Here is a 17,698-nt window from a genome sequence, read left to right as displayed (position 1 = left end):
ATATAAAGCTAGCTTGCTGACAGATACTTGTCACCTGGCAAAACCAGTATTTTGACAGGTTTAGCTCCTTCACTCGAAAACCTGTCAAGATAACCCCGTTTTTTTGACAGGTTTGGCCCGATTACTCGAAAAGCTGTCAAGATAAGCACATTATTTTGACAGGTTCAGCCCGATCACTCAAAAAGCTGTCAAGAAATCCACGTTTTTTTGACAGGGTCAGCTCCTTCACTCAAAAAGCTGTCAAGATAACCCCGTTTTTTTGACAGGTTCAACCCAATCACTCGAAAAGCTGTCAAGATAACCCCATTATTTTGACAGGTTCAACCCAATCACTCGAAAAGCTGTCAAGATAACCCCATTATTTTGACAGGTTCAACCCGATCACTCGAAAAGCTGTCAAGATAACCCCATTATCTTGACAGGTTCAACCCAATCACTCGAAAACCTGTCAAGATAACCTCATCCTTTTTACAGGTTCAGCTTCTTCAGGCGAAAGCTATCAAAATAAATCAGATCTTTTTAAAATGTTAAGCATCATAACAAATCCCCGCGGTGCTAATTCCACATATACTAAAAAACCCCCTGTTCCTCGTAAGGACCAGGGGGTTAGATGTATTAAATTACGCTTTTAATTTGTCGCGAAGAACCATTTGCAGGATGCCGCCGTGACGGTAGTAATCGATTTCTACTTCTGAATCGAAACGGACAAGCGCTTCGAAAGTTTTCTTGTTGCCTTCTTCGTCAGTAGCTGTCACAGTGATGATGTCGCGCGGACGAACCTTTTCATCGATCTGGACATCGAATGATTCTCTGCCTGTCAGGCCAAGAGTCTCAGCGTTTTCACCAGCTTTGAATTGAAGTGGCAGAACGCCCATCAATACAAGGTTTGAACGGTGGATACGCTCGAAGCTTTCAGCGATAACAGTCTTGATGCCTAATAGGTTAGTACCCTTTGCAGCCCAGTCACGGGATGATCCCATTCCGTAATCTTTTCCTGCAATAACCATAAGGCCGGTGCCTTGCTCTTTGTACTTCATGCAAGCATCAAAGATGGACATGACTTCGTTCGTTGGCCAGTAAGTCGTGAAGCCGCCTTCTGTGCCAGGAGCGATCTGGTTGCGGATACGGATGTTCGCGAATGTTCCGCGCATCATGACTTCGTGGTTACCACGGCGTGAACCGTAAGAGTTGAAGTCACGTGGCTCTACACCCTTTTCGCGAAGGTATTTTCCAGCTGGTGTATCTTTGCCGATCGCACCTGCAGGAGAAATATGGTCAGTTGTGACGGAATCACCGAACTTGCCGACAACACGAAGGCTGTTCAATGGAGCAACTTCTCCAGCTTCTGGAGTCAAACCTTCAAAGAATGGAGGGTTTGCGATATAAGTTGAATCCTCATCGAAAGTGTATAGCGGATCGCTATTTGTCTGGATCTCATTCCACTTTTCGTTGTCAGTGAATACAGTTTCGTACTCTCTGCGGAATAGTTCAGGTGTTACAACGCGGTGAACGACTTCGTTCACTTCTGCAGTTGATGGCCAGATATCCTTGAAGAATACATCATTGCCATCTTTATCTTTTCCGATAGGGTCATTCTGAAGATCGATGTCCACTGTACCAGCAAGTGCGTAAGCCACAACCAATGGCGGTGAAGCCAGGTAGTTTGCTTTTACAAGCGGGTGGATACGTCCTTCGAAGTTACGGTTGCCTGAAAGTACTGAAGTTACTAGAAGATCGCTTTCAGCAACAGACTTTTCGATTTCTGGCTTTAATGGACCAGAGTTACCGATACATGTTGTACATCCATAACCAACAAGGTTGAAACCAAGAGTTTCAAGGTAAGGAAGCAATTCTGAATCGCGAAGGTATCCAGTTACAACCTTTGAACCAGGTGCCAATGAAGTCTTAACAAACTTAGGAACTTCCATTCCTAGCTCAACAGCTTTCTTGGCAACAAGACCTGCACCTACAAGTACGTATGGGTTAGATGTATTTGTACAGCTAGTGATCGCAGCAATCGCGATAGCACCTGTTTTCATAGTAGTTGTATCGCCATTTGCGAATTCAACAACAGCTTGTTTTTGGATTTCCTTTTTGCCAAGTCCGAATCCCTGGTTTCCTGCAGGAGCAGTCAATGCTTCCAGGAAGGATTTCTGCATTGCAGAAAGTGGAATTAAATCCTGCGGACGCTTTGGACCAGACAGGTTAGGTTCGATTTCAGAAAGATTGATTTCTACTACATCAGTATAAACTGGCTCTAAAGCAGGATCGAAGAATAATCCGTTTTCCTTGCAGTATGCCTCAACCACTTTAATGTGGTCTTCTGGGCGGCCAGTTAAACGCATGTAATCCAATGCTTCTCCATCTACTGGGAAGAATCCGCAAGTAGCGCCGTATTCTGGTGCCATGTTTGCAACAGTCGCACGGTCAGCAAGTGGAAGCGTCACTACGCCAGGTCCGAAGAACTCGACGAATTTGCCAACAACGCCTTTGCTGCGAAGAACCTGAGTCACTTTAAGTGCAAGGTCTGTTGCAGTAGCGCCGTTCGGCATATCTCCTACTAATTTAACACCTACTACTTCTGGTACTGGGAAGTATGAAGGCTGGCCAAGCATTCCAGCTTCTGCTTCGATACCGCCTACGCCCCATCCAAGAACGCCAATACCGTTGATCATTGTAGTATGAGAGTCTGTACCTACTAATGAATCTGGGAATGTTTCGAATTCACCATCTGCATTTTCTACAGCGTGGACAACGTTTGCAAGGTACTCAAGGTTCACCTGGTGAACGATACCTGTTGCCGGCGGAACAGCGCGGTAGTTGTCGAATGCTTTCTGTGCCCAGCTCAAGAACTGGTAACGTTCAGCATTACGTTCGAATTCAAGTTCCATGTTCACATTAAGTGCGTCTGGAGTTCCGTATTTATCAACCTGTACAGAGTGGTCAATGACTAGATCAACCGGCTTTTCAGGATTGATTTTGTCTGGGTCTCCACCCATGTCAGCCATTGCTTTCCTTAGAGAAGCTAGGTCAACGACTGCTGGTACACCAGTGAAGTCCTGAAGAATGACACGTGAAGGCTTGAACGGCACATCCACTTCTTTCACTTCGCTGGTTCCCCATTTTGCTAGATTTTCAACATGCTCTTTTGTGATCACAAAGCCATCATGCTGGCGAAGCACGGATTCAAGCAATACCTTAACAGAATAAGGCAGTTTTGATACATTGCCGATTCCAGCATTTTCTAATGCTGCCAGGCTATAGTAATGATAGCGTTTCCCGTCAACTTCAAATGAACTGCGGGCGTTAAAAACATCTTGGTTTGACATATGTTTACCCCCTTCTTCTACGTAAACATCATAAACTAAATAAAAGTAATTGTCGAAAAGTTTGAATCTTGTATTCCATCCTAACTTTTCTCACAATTTCATATTAATATAACCTTGTATATAAGTAAATAACAAGAAAGTTATTGCGATTGATAAGTTTTCCTTATTATAAAAATTATAAACATGTTAAAAACAAACTTTCTGTTATTTTATCAAAGAGGAATATTGTTTCCTAATTTAATCCAAGTCAATTAAAAACTATTTTACAAAAGTGAAAAAGCAGGATTATGCAGTGTGTAATGGGAAAAAATATGACAGATGGAGGTGATTCATGTGGTAAAAAGAAAAGCAAATCATGTCATTCCCGGAGCAAATGCTGCAAAAGCTCAGGGAAATGGTGCGGGATTCAATGAAGAAATGGCAAATGAACCTATGACCGAGCTTGAAAAACAAAATAATAAGAAGCGTAAAAAGAATCAATAAATAATAACATGCCTGGTATATGAAAAAGCGGAAGGAACACCTTCCGCTTTCAACTTTTATTCCATATTCACTTCGTTCACGATACTTCTGAGATCCTGCTGGAACCTTTCTAATTGTCCCCTTTGATGTTCAGAAGCGGTTTCAAGAGCATTTTCAATTTGTTGGAATGCTTCATTCACTTCATTTTTAAGGTGCTTTAACTGGTGACCATAGCTTGCTGAATCACGGACAATTTCCGAATAAAGACCTTGTGCGTCTTCAAACCCTTGCTGAGCTGCCTGGAAGGCTTGTTGTTTATCTTTATTGTAAGGCATGTGTGATTTCCTCCTGATGTAGTAAAATCTATACCGTTAAATTGCACATTTAAAAGTTATTTATTCAGTATAAATTCAAGTGAAAATCTAATCCTAAAATCAGGAGGGATGAGCAATGAACAAAAACGATTCCAAGGATATGCGCAAAAATGCTCCCAAGGGTGACCAAGACAGCCAGCCTGCTCCACTAAGCGGATCCAAAAAGGTAAAAAACCGCAACCATACTCGCCAAAAGCACAATTCTGGCCACGATATGTAAAAAACAAATGGCTGCCAAATAATCTGGCAGCCATCATGCTATATTAATTTGAGTGCGGCCAATAGCTGCTGTTCTTCTTCCGGGGTAACGGTCCGAAGGTCGACATGCACCTCTTCTTTATGAATTCTCACTATGATGGCTGGTGAATGTTCTGTCCTAAGCTTTCTCGCAATATGTTCAGCACTTACTTCAGGGTGGCTGATGCTGGCCAGGCAGGCAGGCAGCTCGACATCCGGCATTGTTCCCCCGCCGACCTGGCTAGTCCCTTCTGTGATATTTACATTTAATTTTCCGCCAAAAGATTGGATAGACTTGACGAATTTTTCAGTCCTTGCCTCAAGTTCCGTTAAAGGCACAAGTAAATCCCGAAGAGTCGGGATATGGCCCATTCCCTTTTCTCCCTTAAGATAATCCATCAATGTTGCTTCAAGTGCTGCCAGCGTCATTTTATCAACTCTTACGACCCTGGCCAGCTGATGCTTTTTCAGTTGATCAATAAGCTCTTTTTTTCCAGCGATAATACCAGCTTGCGGACCGCCCAGCAATTTATCCCCGCTGAATGATACGATATCCGCTCCCATTCTGATCACTTCACTAACAACAGGTTCTTCCCCAATACCATGCTTTTGAAAATCATATAAAACACCACTACCTAGATCTTCGTAAAAAATGACATCTTCGTGTTTATTTGACAGTTGTGCTAACTCTTCGGTTTCTACGGTTTTCGAAAAGCCATATATCTTAAAATTGCTTGTATGGACCTTCAGTATCATGGATGTTTCTTCTGAAATCGCATTCTCATAATCGTATAGATGGGTTTTATTTGTTGTCCCTACTTCGACTAATCTCGCTCCGCTTTCTTCCATTATCGAAGAGATACGGAAGGAACCGCCAATTTCCACAAGTTGTCCACGCGAAACGATAACCTCTTTACCTCGTGCAAGCGCACTGAGAATGATAAAAACAGCAGCAGCATTATTATTGACGACCATAGCCGCTTCTGCACCTGTAATTTCCTTGACCAATGCTTCCACATGACTGTGCCGTGACCCGCGTTTGCCTTCATCTAGCTTATATTCAAGATTGGAATAGTTCATAGCTGTTTCCACTACATGCTTTATGGCATTCTCGCTCAATCGGGCCCTGCCTAAATTTGTATGCAAAATGGTTCCGGTAGCATTAATGACAGTTTTAAGTGTATATTCCAATCGTTCAGCTGCAGAACGGTCAACAGCTTCAAAGATTTGGTCTATAAATGCTTCTGTCCCTGGTTCTGCCCCTGCCCAATTCCCTCTTAGCAGTTCTTTCCTTATCCTATCTATTTCTGATTTCATCACATCAGTCAGATAGACTTCATCGAGATCATACTGGTCAATTAAATCCGTAAACCTTGTATCTTTCTGCAGTTCATGTACTGCAGGCAAGGCTCTCAAAAATTCTTTCATGCTCGCATGCCCCCACAAAACAAATCTACATTGTTCCATTATATCATTAATATCCAATCGTAATTTTTTCAATCAGGTGAATTAAGTCTTGTGAAATTACAGCAATATTGCATCCTGCAGCTTAAAAAAATGCCTGGCAGCTGCCAGGCAATATTTATGCTTCTATTTGCTTTATGATTTCGTCGACATCCGGAAATAAGCCTGTATCAAGTTTGGAGTATAGAAGTTTTCCGTTAACCGTAACCTCAAAAGCTCCTTTGGAACCTGGTATCAGTTCCATTTTTTCTATTTGGCTTCGAAAATGCGTGAATAAATCTTCCGCGAGACTCGCGGCTTTTGGTGCATAATTTCACATCATGCAAAATTCGACGGCGACTTGATACTTCTCCATTAAAAATCCCCCTTGCAAATATATATATAATTACTGTAATTTTAGTGTAAAGTCTGACTCTGTGCAAATAATAGTAGCTTAAGGATGATTTTAAAAACAAGAAGGAGTATACTTTCTGTTGAGGTGATAAGGTTGAGTGAACATGAAAAAATCCGTTTGACTTCGTTGTCAACAAAAGCTGGCTGAGGATGTAAAATCAGTCCAGAGGACTTGACGCAGGTTCTGCGTCTATTACCTGAACAGGAACCTGTTCCTGAGTTGCTCGTCGGACATGAAACATCCGATGATGCAGGTGTATATAAACTGACAGATGATATCGCCCTGATCCAAACAATTGATTACTTCACCCCAATCGTGGATGATCCATATATGTTTGGCCAGATTGCTGCCGCCAATGCACTTAGCGATGTGTACGCAATGGGTGGAGAGCCAAAAACTGTTCTTAATATAGTAGGATATCCTGTCAAAAAGCTTGGTCCAGATATACTTGCAGAAATATTAAGAGGGGCGAGTGACAAAGTGAAAGAAGCTGGTGCCGTTACAGTTGGCGGACATTCAGTCGATGATCAGGAGCCTAAATTCGGCTTATCCGTGACAGGTCTGGCACACCCTGAATCCATATGGAAAAATGTCGGCGCCAAACCAGGTGATGTGCTGGTCATTTCAAAACCAATCGGGGTTGGAATCATAACGACCGGAATTAAGCGTGGTGTGGTAACGGCCGAACAAGAACAGTCCGTTACCGAAACAATGGCCTTATTGAACAAATCCGCTGCAGAAGCGCTCAAAAGCTTCACTCCTCATGCAGTAACAGATGTGACTGGATTCGGCCTCCTCGGTCATGGAAGTGAAATTGCACGAGGCAGCAATGTCAGCTTTGAGATTGAATTAACCAGAGTTCCTGTCCTGGAAGGTACATATGAATTGGCGGCAAAAGGCGTTGTACCAGGAGGTTCTAAGTCAAATCATAAGTGGCTAGTGGATGATGTCGAGTATGCAGACATATCTCCTGAAGAGCAATTGGTCCTTTGTGACGCAATCACGTCAGGCGGCCTTCTTGTATCACTGCCAGAAAATGAGGCCATTCAATATGTAAAAGCACTCCAAGACAAAGGATTGAATCAAGCTGCTGTAATAGGAAAAGTCACAGAAAAGCAGGATAAACTGATTTATGTAAAAAGGTGAAATCAAATTTGATTTCACCTTTTTTCTTAATTTATTATAATTTGACTTTCAATTTTTCCAGCATATCGGCAGTCATACTCCCGAGGTCATATTTTGCCTTGAATCCCCATTCTTCAGCAGCAGCAGAAGCATCGATTGAATTCGGCCAGCTATCAGCAATTGCCTGCCTTACAGGATCCACTTCGTAAGACAGTTCAAATCCTGGAATATGCTTTTTTATTTCAGCTGCAAGTTGCTCCGGGTCAAAACTCATTGCCGTTACATTAAAAGCATTACGGTGGATGAGCTTAGAAGGGTCTGCTTCCATCAAATCAATGATCGCCCCAAGCGCGTCAGGCATGTACATCATGTCCATGTATGTCCCTTTGTTGATATAGGAGCTGTATTTACCATTTTTGATTGCTTCGTAATAAATCTCAACCGCATAATCAGTTGTTCCGCCTCCTGGAGGTGTGACGTAAGAAATCAATCCAGGGAATCTCACTCCCCTGGTGTCAACTCCAAAACGGTGGAAATAATAATCTGCAAGTAATTCTCCTGCAACCTTGTTCACACCATACATCGTAGTAGGACGTTGAATTGTGTCCTGATGCGTATCGTCTTTAGGTGTGTTCGGACCGAAAGCACCGATAGAGCTTGGAGTGAAAAATTGCAGGTTCAGTTCCCTTGCTGTTTCGAGGGCGTTCATCAAACCGCCCATATTCAGGTTCCATGCAAAAACCGGCTTCGTCTCAGCTGTTGCTGATAGCAGTGCAGCCATGTGCATGATTGTGTCAACATTGTATTCTTTTGCCAATTCAGCCATCCTGTTGGCATCCATGACATCGAGAATCTCGAATGGGCCGTTGACTGCTGCTTCTGAATTAGTCTGTCTGATGTCAGTCGCAATGACATTGTCCTGTCCGTATATGTCACGAAGTTTAACTGTTAATTCTGAACCAATCTGGCCAAGTGCACCAGTAATCAAAATCTTTTTCATTCTATGTACTCCTCCTGCTTTTCCTTAAAACTATGCCGGCTTGTCAGACAAACCGGCATCCCCCAATTAAATAATCCCTAATTCTTTTCCTACCTTTTCATAAATAGATAATGCCTGATCAAGCATTTCTTTCGTATGCGCCGCGGAAGGCATATTCCTTACCCGGCCTGTTCCCCGCGGTACTGTTGGGAATACGATTGATTTTGCGTAAACCCCTTCTTCATATAATCGCTTGCTGAATTCCTGTGTTTTCACTTCGTCTCCAATGATGCATGGAGTGATCGGCGTCTCAGAGTGTCCAATGTCAAAACCAAGCTTTTGCAGTCCATCCTTCAGATAGTTTGCATTTTCCCATAGACGCTGGTTCAATTCTGTGCTTTCCATCAGGATTTCAATTGCCTTTATGCTGGCAGCAACGTCAGCAGGAGTGAGTGAGGTTGAGAACAGAAATGGACGGCTTCTCACTTTCAGCCAGTCAATCAGGTTTTGCTTTCCAGCAACATATCCTCCGACTACACCAATAGCCTTCGATAATGTTCCAATCTGGAAATCGACTTTATCTGAAAGTCCGAAATGCTTGACAGTTCCTGCGCCTTCCCCAAGTACTCCAGAACCATGTGCATCGTCGACATATGTAAATAAGTCGAATTCTTCGGCGATTTCAACGATTTCCGGCAATTTTGCAATGTCTCCATCCATGGAGAATACGCCATCGGTGATGACCATGATTTTATTGTATAGACCGGATTCTTTGGCTTCTTTTGCTTTTGCGCGCAGGTCTTCCATGTCAGAATGGTTGAAACGGATGATTTTTGCACGTGACAGACGGCAGCCGTCAATAATCGAAGCATGATTCAATTCATCAGAAAGAATCGCATCATTTTTATCCATTACAGCGGAAATCGCAGCCATATTACACATGAAGCCGGATTGATAAGCAATAGCAGCTTCTGTCTTTTTGAACTTGGCAAGCTTTTCTTCAAGTTCAACATGAAGCTTAAGTGTGCCGTTAATCGTCCTAACGGCGCCTGCTCCCACTCCAAACCGGGAAATCGCTTCATCGGCAGCTTTTTTCAATCTGTCATCAGTAGCCAGTCCTAGATAGTTATTAGAAGATAGATTGATCATTTCTTTTCCATTGATTGTTATGACTGGTCCATTAGGGCTTTCTAGCGGGTCGATTACATTGTATAGCCCCTTCCCCTTTAATTCCTCCAGGTTCTCGTTCAAAAATTGATCCAATGTTTTGCTAGACATCGAATTCCCCTTTCTGCCGAAACGGCATGTCATTTTTACAAAAACAACTGTCTTTTTGGAGCGGACAACACCTAAGTCCATCAATCCATATGTAATGGGTATTTATAAATTATACTTTATCACATTTCTATGAATTGTACATCTATGAAGGACAGAAAACGCTTACTTTTTATTACTTTTCCCTAATGTGCTTTAAAAAACATGATTTTATTAAAACGTGGTTTGAATAATTTTTAAAGGGTAAATAAAAGAGGGCCCGTCTGTAACCAGGCAGGCATCAAGAGGGCAGCGAACAACCTTTCATCTGCATCATCATCACTCCCTCATGTCTCATATAGAAATAGAAACTGAGTTTTGGAGGTTAATTTTTATGAAATATCCACTTAATATAAATTCAGAGATTGGAGAGTTGAAGTCAGTAGTGCTGCATAGGCCTGGCAAGGAAGTCGAAAATCTGACACCAAAATATTTGGAACGGCTTCTTTTTGACGACATTCCGTATCTTCCAGCAGTCCAAAAAGAACATGATTATTTCGCTGATGTATTAAGGAACCGAGGCATCGAGGTTCTTTATCTCGAAAAATTAATGGAAGAGGCCTTACATACAGAAGAATTAAGACAGGAATTCATTGATCAGGTACTCAATGAAAGCAAAAGCAATTTGAACGGATCGAGAAGCATAGTGGAAGAGTATCTTCATTCCTATTCTACTGAAGAGATGATTCAAAAAGTGATGTCTGGCGTGTTGAAATCAGAAATCGAACAGGAGAAGAAAGTGCACTTGCATGAACTTCTGGACGACTACTATCCTTTCTTCCTGGATCCTATGCCAAATCTCTATTTTACAAGAGATCCAGCCGCCGTGATTGGGGATGGAATATCATTGAACAAAATGTGTGAAGGAGCAAGGAAAAGGGAGTCACTTTTCATGGATTTCATCATGAAGCATCATCCCCGGTTCGCTGCCCATGATATTCCTTTTTGGTACGACCGGGATCAGTACTACCCTCTCGAAGGCGGGGATGAACTCGTGCTCAGTCCTGAAGTCATTGCCATCGGGGTAAGTGCGCGGACTTCTGCCCAGGCAATTGAAAAATTGGCAAAACAGATATTCTCCAAAAATGATCGAATAAAAAAGGTGGTAGCTGTTGAAATCCCTAAATTGAGGGCATATATGCACCTTGATACAGTGTTTACAATGGTTGACCATGAAAAATTCACCATCCATCATGGAATCGAGGGGCCCAACGGTGATATAAAAATATATATTCTTGAAAAAGGTACAGACCCAGACAAACTTGCCATCTCAGAACGCTCCAACTTAACAGAAACATTGAAGGAGGTCCTTCGCCTTCAGGATTTAATCCTGATACCCTGTGGAGGCGGTCATGAAATCGCTGCTGCCCGCGAGCAGTGGAACGATGGCTCTAATACACTGGCGATCGCTCCCGGAGTCGTTGTCACCTATGATCGAAACTATGTGTCCAATGATTTGCTGAGGAAAAATGGCGTCGAGGTAATTGAAATTCCAAGTTCTGAACTCTCACGCGGGCGCGGTGGCCCTCGATGTATGAGTATGCCAATCTACCGGGAAGATTTGTAAATAAGAAGAATAAAGCAGTCCTGTATTTAATTCAGGACTGCTTTTATATGAAAATTCTAGTTGGCAGCAAGGTAGCTTTGCAATTCTTTAACCAATTGTTCAGCCCCTTCTTTACTTAACACAATTTTTCCGTCTGCAAGCGACATGTTGTCATTGCTGATCGTGCCAGTTATAAGGCAAGTCAGGTCAGGCTGGTATTTTTTCAGGATGATCATATCCTCATCCACGAATATCTCCAGCGGATCATTTTCACCGATACTTAGTTTCTTCCTTAATTCCATCGGAATGACCACCCTGCCCAGCTGATCCGTCTTCCTCACGATTCCTGTAGCTTTCATATTGCATCCTCCCCTTCCTACCATGTGGGATATGGATGTCTGTACTGTGAAACGATTCTAGCCCAATACAATTATAGCAAAACGAGGCATATATTTACATTTATCAAGTGTCGGTTTCGTTAAAATATTTACTTTTAAAAATCTTCATTTGCAAATGAAAAGCACGCAAAATGCGTGCTTTTCAAAGTTCTATTCAAAGTACTATTCTACTCCCTGGATTTCAGGTGATGATCCATTGTTTTTCAGTAATACTTTTAGTCCGGATCCAATATCAGAAGCAAGAACAAAGTTCCTGTCGACAAATACTCCCCAAACATCTGACTTTTCAGGAACATACTGCCCAGCTTGTTTAGGATTTGCCGGATCCGTTATGTCCACCGCGTATACTCCCCCAGCGTAATGTGATAAATACAATGTATTCCCCTGTACTTTCGGGTCATGGACTGTATTGGCGAAAGTAACCCCATTTTCTATATTATCTACTAAATCGGTCTTGAACTCGCTAAGCAATTTAGGATTTGTTTTATCTTTAATGTCAAAAATCCTAGTATAGCCGTATGATTGTTCATAGCCTTCTTTAGATGGATTATAAACTTCCCTTGTCTCAATCAGCACATTGCCGCCTTTTGCCAGTGTAGCTGAGTGTGCAGATCCCTGCTGGTTAGAAGCGAAATCTGTCCTTCCCAGATATTCCGGATTTTCTGGGTTGCTGATGTCAAAAATGACCGTTCCCAGATCCCACATCGAAACATATGCATACTTCCCGGTTTCATCGATCATAGTGCTATGGTTGAAGACTGGACGTGTTTTCCCATCAGGAGAATTCCAGTGGTAGCCGTTAAAATCTTCAGGAATTTCTTCCATTGACCTAGGATCGAATTCCCATAGCTTCTCTGGATTCGACGGATCGCTTACATCGACAATCTGAAAATCCTTCTCCTCCCCATGACTGTAATAGTCAGCATAAGGGTTAGCAGCTAGTACAAGCGCGCGATTGCCCTGCATGGTCAGGTACAGCTCATGCGTTCCATTGGTTTTTTTGGTCACTTCATAAAAACCCAGCTTCTTAGGGCTTTCTGGATTTGTTACATCATATAGCAAAAATCCGCCCTTTGAGTCAGGATTATTTCTATTAAGCTGCTGAACACTAACAACTGCAAGATCCCCTTTAAAAGATGGTGTGTTCACACTCTTGACGATAACCTTTTCCTGCCATGTACCAGGGATGTCATTATTCGCGAATACAGACACTTCTTTTGGGTTGGCCGGATCTTTGAGATCAAATACACGTACTCCGCCATTACCCCCATTCCTAGTATGGGTGCCAAGATAAGCGTACCCTTTGTGGGCAAATACATCTGCAAAACTATTCTGCTTTCCATCTGCCCTGACTGTTTTCATTTCAGGAGCAGCGGCTTCATGTAAGAATTTGAGGTTTTTATTTCCCTCCATGACAGGGACCGATACTTCGCTATAGCCTGTCCGTTCACCTTTCTCAATGTTTACATCACCAAGTTCATCATGGGCAAGGACATTGAATGGAACAGAAGAAACAGTTAAAGCTCCAGCAAGAATCAAGCTAGGGAACAATCGTTTTTTCACTATTTAAAACCTCCTCCTATGTATTGAATAACAATATAGCAGAGGTAGAAACTCATCAGCAAACAAAAAACTGTATATTTTGTAAATTCAGTTAATTATCCCTAATTTTACAAAAAATTCCTAAGGAAATGGTAATTGTTTCGAAAATCGAATTAGGTAAATTTCCACAACAATTAAATTCTTCGTTTCCATTACTTCCTGCCCACAAAACTCTAGAACAAAATCAAAGATTTTAGTATGATTAATGAATGTGATTAGGAATGAATGAATTGAAAATAGATAAAGCGAGGACTTAAACAATGAGTTTATTGAATGTAGAAAATTTAAGCCATACATTTGGGGATCGTACCCTTTTTAAAGATGTGTCATTTCGTCTGCTAGCCGAGGATCATGTCGGCCTTGTTGGCGCAAACGGTGTCGGGAAGTCCACCCTCATGAACATCATCACCGGACAACTAATCCACGATTCTGGAAAAGTAGAATGGACACCCGGAGTTGAGTACGGGTATTTGGACCAGCATACGGTTTTATCTCCTGGAAAAACAATTCGGGACGTGTTACGTGATGCCTTCCTCCCTCTCTTTAAAAAGGAAGAAGAGCTGAACGAAGTCACTGGCAAAATGGCAGATGCAACACCTGAGGAACTGGAAAAGCTGCTCGTAGAAATGGCGGAAATCCAGGATGCTCTTGATGCTGGCGGTTTTTATTCCCTTGATATCGAAGTTGAGGAAGCGGCAAGAGGCCTTGGCCTTGATGCAATCGGCATCGACCGTGATGTTTCTGCATTAAGTGGCGGACAGCGCACTAAGGTCTTACTTGCTAAGCTTTTGCTTGAAAAACCAAAGGTCCTTCTGCTTGATGAGCCGACTAACTATCTTGACGTTGAGCATATTCAGTGGTTGACCAGGTACCTGAAAGATTATCCTTACGCTTTCATTTTGATCTCGCATGATACCGAGTTCATGAATCAGGTTTCTAACGTCATTTTCCAGCTCGAGTTCTCAAAACTGACACGATACACTGCTACGTATGAAAAATTCCTGGAATTAGCTGAGATCAACAAGAATCAGCATCTAAATGCATATGAAAAACAAAAGGATTTCATCAAGAAACAAGAAGATTTCATTGCAAAAAATAAAGCACGTTATTCGACAACAGGCCGCGCGAAGAGCCGCCAGAAACAACTTGATCGCATGGAAAGGATCGACAGACCTGAGACGGCTTTAAAACCCGCTTTTGATTTCAAGGAATCACGCGCAAGCAGCCGATATGTATTTGAAGGCACAGATTTCGAAATCGGATATACGCACCCGCTGCTTCCAAAACTATCCGTTACAATAGAACGCGGTGAAAAGATTGCGCTAGTTGGTATGAATGGAGTCGGGAAATCCACTCTACTTAAAACAATGCTCGGAAAGATTCCTCCATTGAGCGGCAAAATCGAGCGGGGTGACTTCCTCTTCCCTTCCTACTTTGAACAGGAAGTTAAAGCAGGAAGTATCACACCTATTGAGGATGTGTGGAGTGAATTCCCTGGGATGGACCAGCATCAAGTAAGGGCGGCATTGGCCAGAAGCGGCCTCAAGAACGAGCATATTTCACGCCCCCTCAATCAACTGAGCGGCGGCGAGCAGGCTAAGGTACGCCTGACCAAATTGCTTATGAATGAAAGCAACTGGCTATTATTCGATGAGCCGACAAACCACCTGGATATCACAGCAAAAGAAGAATTAAAACGTGCATTAAAAGCATATAAAGGAACAATTGTCCTGGTCAGCCACGAACCTGACTTCTATGAAGATTGGGTTACAAAAGTTTGGAACGTGGAAGAATGGGCAGCGAATGCGAATAACTAATCCAGGAATAAACCTGCTGGTTCATATACCAGCAGGTTTATTGTTTATTATCCACTCTGTATTTGATCCCTCTATCTACTTCGGGTGAATATTCAAACCAATGAGAACTTCAGACAAAACCACATTAGATTGCAACTGAAATGTCCGTACTTACACCTACTTCAGATAAAACCACATTGAATTGCCACTGAAATGTCTGAACTTGCACTTACTTCAGACAAAACCTCAACAAATAACCCATGAAATGTCTGAACTTCCCCCTTCTTCGGACAAAATCCCATCGGAAAGCCACTGAAATGTCCGAACTTGCACCTAATTCAGACAAAACCACATTGAACTGCCACTGAAATGTCTGAACTTCCCCCTTCTTCGGACAAAATCCCATCGGAAAGCCACTGAAATGTCCGAATTTGCACTTACTTCAGACAAAACCTCAACAAATAACCCATGAAATGTCTGAACTTTCCCCTTCTTCGGACAAAATCCCATCGGAAAGCCACTGAAATGTCCGAACTTGCACCTAATTCAGACAAAACCACATTGAACTGCCACTGAAATGTCTGAACTTACACTTACTTCAGACAAAACCTCAACAAATAACCCATGAAATGTCTGAACTTCCCCCTTCTTCGGACAAAATCCCATCGGAAAGCCATTGAAATGTCCGAACTTGCACCTAATTCAGACAAAATCCCAACAAATAACCCTTCAAATATCTGAACCTTCCCCTGCTTCGGAGAAAATCCCATCGGAAAGCCACTGAAACGTCCCAACTTGCACCTACTTCAGACAAAATCTCAACGAATAGCTGCTGATAGGTTCGAACCAGGACAGCATTCTGACAAAAACTATTGAAATAAAAGCTGGATTGTCCAAACCCTCACACTCCGCAGCTAAAAACCCAATAGAGAAAATTACCGAGATGCTTCGGCCTAGAAAATTCCACCTTTCATAAAAAAGTTAGCGAAATGTATTGAGTTATTCACTAGTTATTGATAAATTTTATAAAGGTTATAAAATTTATTTATATAGGTGATGTGAAAATGAAAAAACTTATGATCGCAGCAGTCTTGCTGCTGACTGCTCTTTCGGGCTGTGCTGGGGAAAATACCGAAGAAGCTAAAAAGGAAACAATCAAGATTGGAGCAATTCCGGATCAAAACGCAGCTGATTTGAACAGGAGCATGGAAGACTTTGCAAAGGACCTGGGCAAAAAGACAGGTATGAATGTTGAGTACGTCCCTTCTGTGGATTATTCAGCTTTGGTAACTGCTTTTCAACGCGGTGAAATTCAGCTTGCATGGTTTGGAGGATTGACGGGTGTCCAGGCTAGAAATTTAGTCCCTGAAGCTGAAGCATTCGCACAGAGGCCGATTGATGAAAAATTCAAGTCTGTTTTTATTGCCCAAAAAGATAGTGAGATTGATAGTCTTGAAGATTTAAAAGGTAAATCTTTTACATTTGGCAGCGAAAGTTCAACTTCGGGACACCTGATGCCTCGTTACTTCATGATGAAAGCAGGCATTGACGCTGATCAAGACCTTGATGGGAAACCTAACTACTCAGGTTCCCACGACAAAACTTATAAGCTAGTTGAATCTGGAGCCTACGAGACAGGAGCATTGAATATTTCTGTTTGGGAAGCAGCTATCAAAGAAGGCAAGGTCGATGAATCAAAGGTAAAAGTATTCTACACAACTCCTGAGTATTTTGACTACAACTGGACTGTCAACATCGCAGATGAAGAATCAAAAAAGGAAATCAAAGATGCGATTCTATCAATGACTAAAGAAGACAATGAAATTATGGAATTACTGCAAACCGATCGATTCATTGAAACAAATAATGAAAATTATAAAGCAATCGAAGAGGTCGCCAAGCAACTAAAGATCATCAAGTAGGTGGACTTCATGAGCGAATTCATTGAGGTAAAAAATATAGAAAAAGTTTACGAGCGGAAGATAGCCTTATCTTCCCTTTCTTTGTCGATAAAAAAGGGTGAATTAATCGCTTTGATCGGGCCAAGTGGTGCAGGAAAGACGACTTTGCTGAATCTGCTTGCCGCTAACTTATCGCCAGATCAAGGAGAAATTACGATTGACGGCCAGCTGTTGGCTGAAATGACCGACCAGAAAAAACGGGCCAAAAAGATCGGTATCATCCGTCAGCAATTTGACCTTATAGGGGAATTGCCGGTGATTCATAATGTACTTGCAGGAAAATTATCAGAATGGGGCATCATAAAATCTCTCCTATCCATGTTGTTTCCTCAGGATAAGGATGATGCAATTCGAGCTCTTACACGTGTGGGTCTGAGTGAAAAACTGTATGAACGAACATCTGCCCTTTCAGGCGGGGAACAGCAGCGTGTTGCCCTTGCCCGGCTGCTTGTCCAGAGCCCTGAGATCGTACTGGCGGATGAACCTGTCGCATCACTTGATCCTGCTCGTGCCGAGGACATCCTGGCACTCCTTGTCAAAATCGCATCAGAGGAAAATCAAACATTGATTGCCAGTCTGCATTCCGTTGAGTATGCAAAAAGATACTTCGATCGCTTGGTCGCACTGCAAGATGGGCAAATTTTCTTCGATTTGCCTTCATCATCCGTATCAGACGCTCAAATTGCCAGCTTGTACAAACTGAAGGAGCAAGAGTAA

General features: G+C 42.4%; 14 protein-coding genes and 1 pseudogene. 7 read left to right on the top strand and 8 right to left on the bottom strand.

All coding sequences use genetic code 11. The features are described 5' to 3' along the window. Window positions 1-620 precede the first annotated feature (620 nt). Window positions 621-3,329, bottom strand: a complete 2,709-nt coding sequence (gene acnA, locus FS736_RS20565; RefSeq protein ID WP_144480828.1) for an aconitate hydratase AcnA — start codon at window positions 3,327-3,329, stop codon at window positions 621-623. Window positions 3,330-3,662: 333 nt separating this feature from the next. Between acnA and sspO the strand changes: the two genes are divergently transcribed. Then, complete coding sequence (sspO, locus tag FS736_RS20560; protein WP_144480826.1) at window positions 3,663-3,812, top strand: small acid-soluble spore protein O; 150 nt, start codon at window positions 3,663-3,665, stop codon at window positions 3,810-3,812. 56 nt (window positions 3,813-3,868) lie between these two features. Here the strand turns inward: sspO and FS736_RS20555 are convergent, their stop codons facing one another. After that, window positions 3,869-4,126 (bottom strand): DUF2524 family protein, encoded by a 258-nt coding sequence (locus FS736_RS20555; protein WP_144480824.1) that lies wholly within the window; start codon window positions 4,124-4,126, stop codon window positions 3,869-3,871. Window positions 4,127-4,241: 115 nt separating this feature from the next. Here FS736_RS20555 and FS736_RS20550 point away from each other — a divergent pair, with 115 nt between their 5' ends. After that, entirely contained in the window at window positions 4,242-4,385 is a 144-nt protein-coding gene (locus tag FS736_RS20550) for a small acid-soluble spore protein P (protein WP_079509097.1), read from the top strand. Between the two features lie 38 nt (window positions 4,386-4,423). Here the strand turns inward: FS736_RS20550 and selA are convergent, their stop codons facing one another. Next, a complete protein-coding gene (gene selA, locus FS736_RS20545) occupies window positions 4,424-5,830 on the bottom strand; it encodes an L-seryl-tRNA(Sec) selenium transferase (protein WP_144480823.1) in 1,407 nt (468 codons plus the stop codon). A 154-nt stretch (window positions 5,831-5,984) separates the two neighbouring features. Then, window positions 5,985-6,167: pseudogene (locus tag FS736_RS25520) on the bottom strand (Rdx family protein); the annotation flags it as partial. A 138-nt stretch (window positions 6,168-6,305) separates the two neighbouring features. Here FS736_RS25520 and selD point away from each other — a divergent pair. Next, window positions 6,306-7,406: a selenide, water dikinase SelD gene (gene selD / locus FS736_RS20535; RefSeq protein ID WP_186326873.1), complete on the top strand. Its 1,101-nt coding sequence runs from the start codon at window positions 6,306-6,308 to the stop codon at window positions 7,404-7,406. A gap of 34 nt (window positions 7,407-7,440) precedes the next feature. Here selD and FS736_RS20530 read toward each other — a convergent pair whose 3' ends face one another. Next, a complete protein-coding gene (locus FS736_RS20530) occupies window positions 7,441-8,385 on the bottom strand; it encodes an L-threonine 3-dehydrogenase (protein WP_144480821.1) in 945 nt (314 codons plus the stop codon). 66 nt (window positions 8,386-8,451) lie between these two features. Continuing rightward, entirely contained in the window at window positions 8,452-9,642 is a 1,191-nt protein-coding gene (locus FS736_RS20525; RefSeq protein WP_144480820.1) for a glycine C-acetyltransferase, read from the bottom strand. A gap of 370 nt (window positions 9,643-10,012) precedes the next feature. Between FS736_RS20525 and arcA the strand changes: the two genes are divergently transcribed. Beyond that, window positions 10,013-11,245: an arginine deiminase gene (arcA, locus tag FS736_RS20520; RefSeq protein ID WP_144480819.1), complete on the top strand. Its 1,233-nt coding sequence runs from the start codon at window positions 10,013-10,015 to the stop codon at window positions 11,243-11,245. A gap of 56 nt (window positions 11,246-11,301) precedes the next feature. Here the strand turns inward: arcA and FS736_RS20515 are convergent, their stop codons facing one another. Together FS736_RS20515 and FS736_RS20510 are read right to left on the bottom strand one after the other, a co-directional pair. Further along, the gene (locus FS736_RS20515) at window positions 11,302-11,583 is read right to left on the bottom strand and encodes an AbrB/MazE/SpoVT family DNA-binding domain-containing protein (protein ID WP_144480818.1); all 282 of its coding nucleotides are present in this window, start codon (window positions 11,581-11,583) and stop codon (window positions 11,302-11,304) included. Window positions 11,584-11,784: 201 nt separating this feature from the next. Then, window positions 11,785-13,185 carry an LVIVD repeat-containing protein gene (locus FS736_RS20510; protein ID WP_144480817.1) on the bottom strand — a complete coding sequence of 467 codons (1,401 nt, stop codon included), beginning with the start codon at window positions 13,183-13,185 and terminating at the stop codon, window positions 11,785-11,787. A gap of 299 nt (window positions 13,186-13,484) precedes the next feature. On the opposite strand from FS736_RS20510, the gene FS736_RS20505 reads away from it, so the two are divergent. From FS736_RS20505 to FS736_RS20495, 3 genes are all read left to right on the top strand, one after another. Then, the gene (locus FS736_RS20505) at window positions 13,485-15,041 is read left to right on the top strand and encodes an ABC-F family ATP-binding cassette domain-containing protein (protein WP_144480816.1); all 1,557 of its coding nucleotides are present in this window, start codon (window positions 13,485-13,487) and stop codon (window positions 15,039-15,041) included. A 1,043-nt stretch (window positions 15,042-16,084) separates the two neighbouring features. Beyond that, complete coding sequence (locus tag FS736_RS20500; protein WP_144480815.1) at window positions 16,085-16,942, top strand: putative selenate ABC transporter substrate-binding protein; 858 nt, start codon at window positions 16,085-16,087, stop codon at window positions 16,940-16,942. 9 nt (window positions 16,943-16,951) lie between these two features. Beyond that, the gene (locus tag FS736_RS20495) at window positions 16,952-17,698 is read left to right on the top strand and encodes a phosphonate ABC transporter ATP-binding protein (protein WP_144480814.1); all 747 of its coding nucleotides are present in this window, start codon (window positions 16,952-16,954) and stop codon (window positions 17,696-17,698) included.

Origin of the sequence: Cytobacillus oceanisediminis 2691 (genome assembly GCF_007678455.1) — a bacterium.
In the GTDB taxonomy this organism is placed as follows: domain Bacteria; phylum Bacillota; class Bacilli; order Bacillales; family Cytobacillaceae; genus Mesobacillus; species Mesobacillus oceanisediminis_A.
Note: the sequence above shows the minus strand (reverse complement) of the source record. Positions and strands in the feature narration are given on the sequence as shown.

Bases quoted from the DNA above. Each gene is read 5' to 3' on its own strand.
- FS736_RS20530 (WP_144480821.1), bottom strand. From the start codon at position 8,385: ATGAAAAAGATTTTGATTACTGGTGCACTTGGCCAGATTGGTTCAGAA.
- FS736_RS20525 (WP_144480820.1), bottom strand. From the start codon at position 9,642: ATGTCTAGCAAAACATTGGATCAATTTTTGAACGAGAACCTGGAGGAA.
- acnA (WP_144480828.1), bottom strand. From the start codon at position 3,329: ATGTCAAACCAAGATGTTTTTAACGCCCGCAGTTCATTTGAAGTTGAC.
- FS736_RS20500 (WP_144480815.1), top strand. From the start codon at position 16,085: ATGAAAAAACTTATGATCGCAGCAGTCTTGCTGCTGACTGCTCTTTCG.
- FS736_RS20515 (WP_144480818.1), bottom strand. From the start codon at position 11,583: ATGAAAGCTACAGGAATCGTGAGGAAGACGGATCAGCTGGGCAGGGTG.
- FS736_RS20550 (WP_079509097.1), top strand. From the start codon at position 4,242: ATGAACAAAAACGATTCCAAGGATATGCGCAAAAATGCTCCCAAGGGT.
- FS736_RS20555 (WP_144480824.1), bottom strand. From the start codon at position 4,126: ATGCCTTACAATAAAGATAAACAACAAGCCTTCCAGGCAGCTCAGCAA.
- arcA (WP_144480819.1), top strand. From the start codon at position 10,013: ATGAAATATCCACTTAATATAAATTCAGAGATTGGAGAGTTGAAGTCA.
- selA (WP_144480823.1), bottom strand. From the start codon at position 5,830: ATGAAAGAATTTTTGAGAGCCTTGCCTGCAGTACATGAACTGCAGAAA.
- FS736_RS20505 (WP_144480816.1), top strand. From the start codon at position 13,485: ATGAGTTTATTGAATGTAGAAAATTTAAGCCATACATTTGGGGATCGT.
- FS736_RS20495 (WP_144480814.1), top strand. From the start codon at position 16,952: ATGAGCGAATTCATTGAGGTAAAAAATATAGAAAAAGTTTACGAGCGG.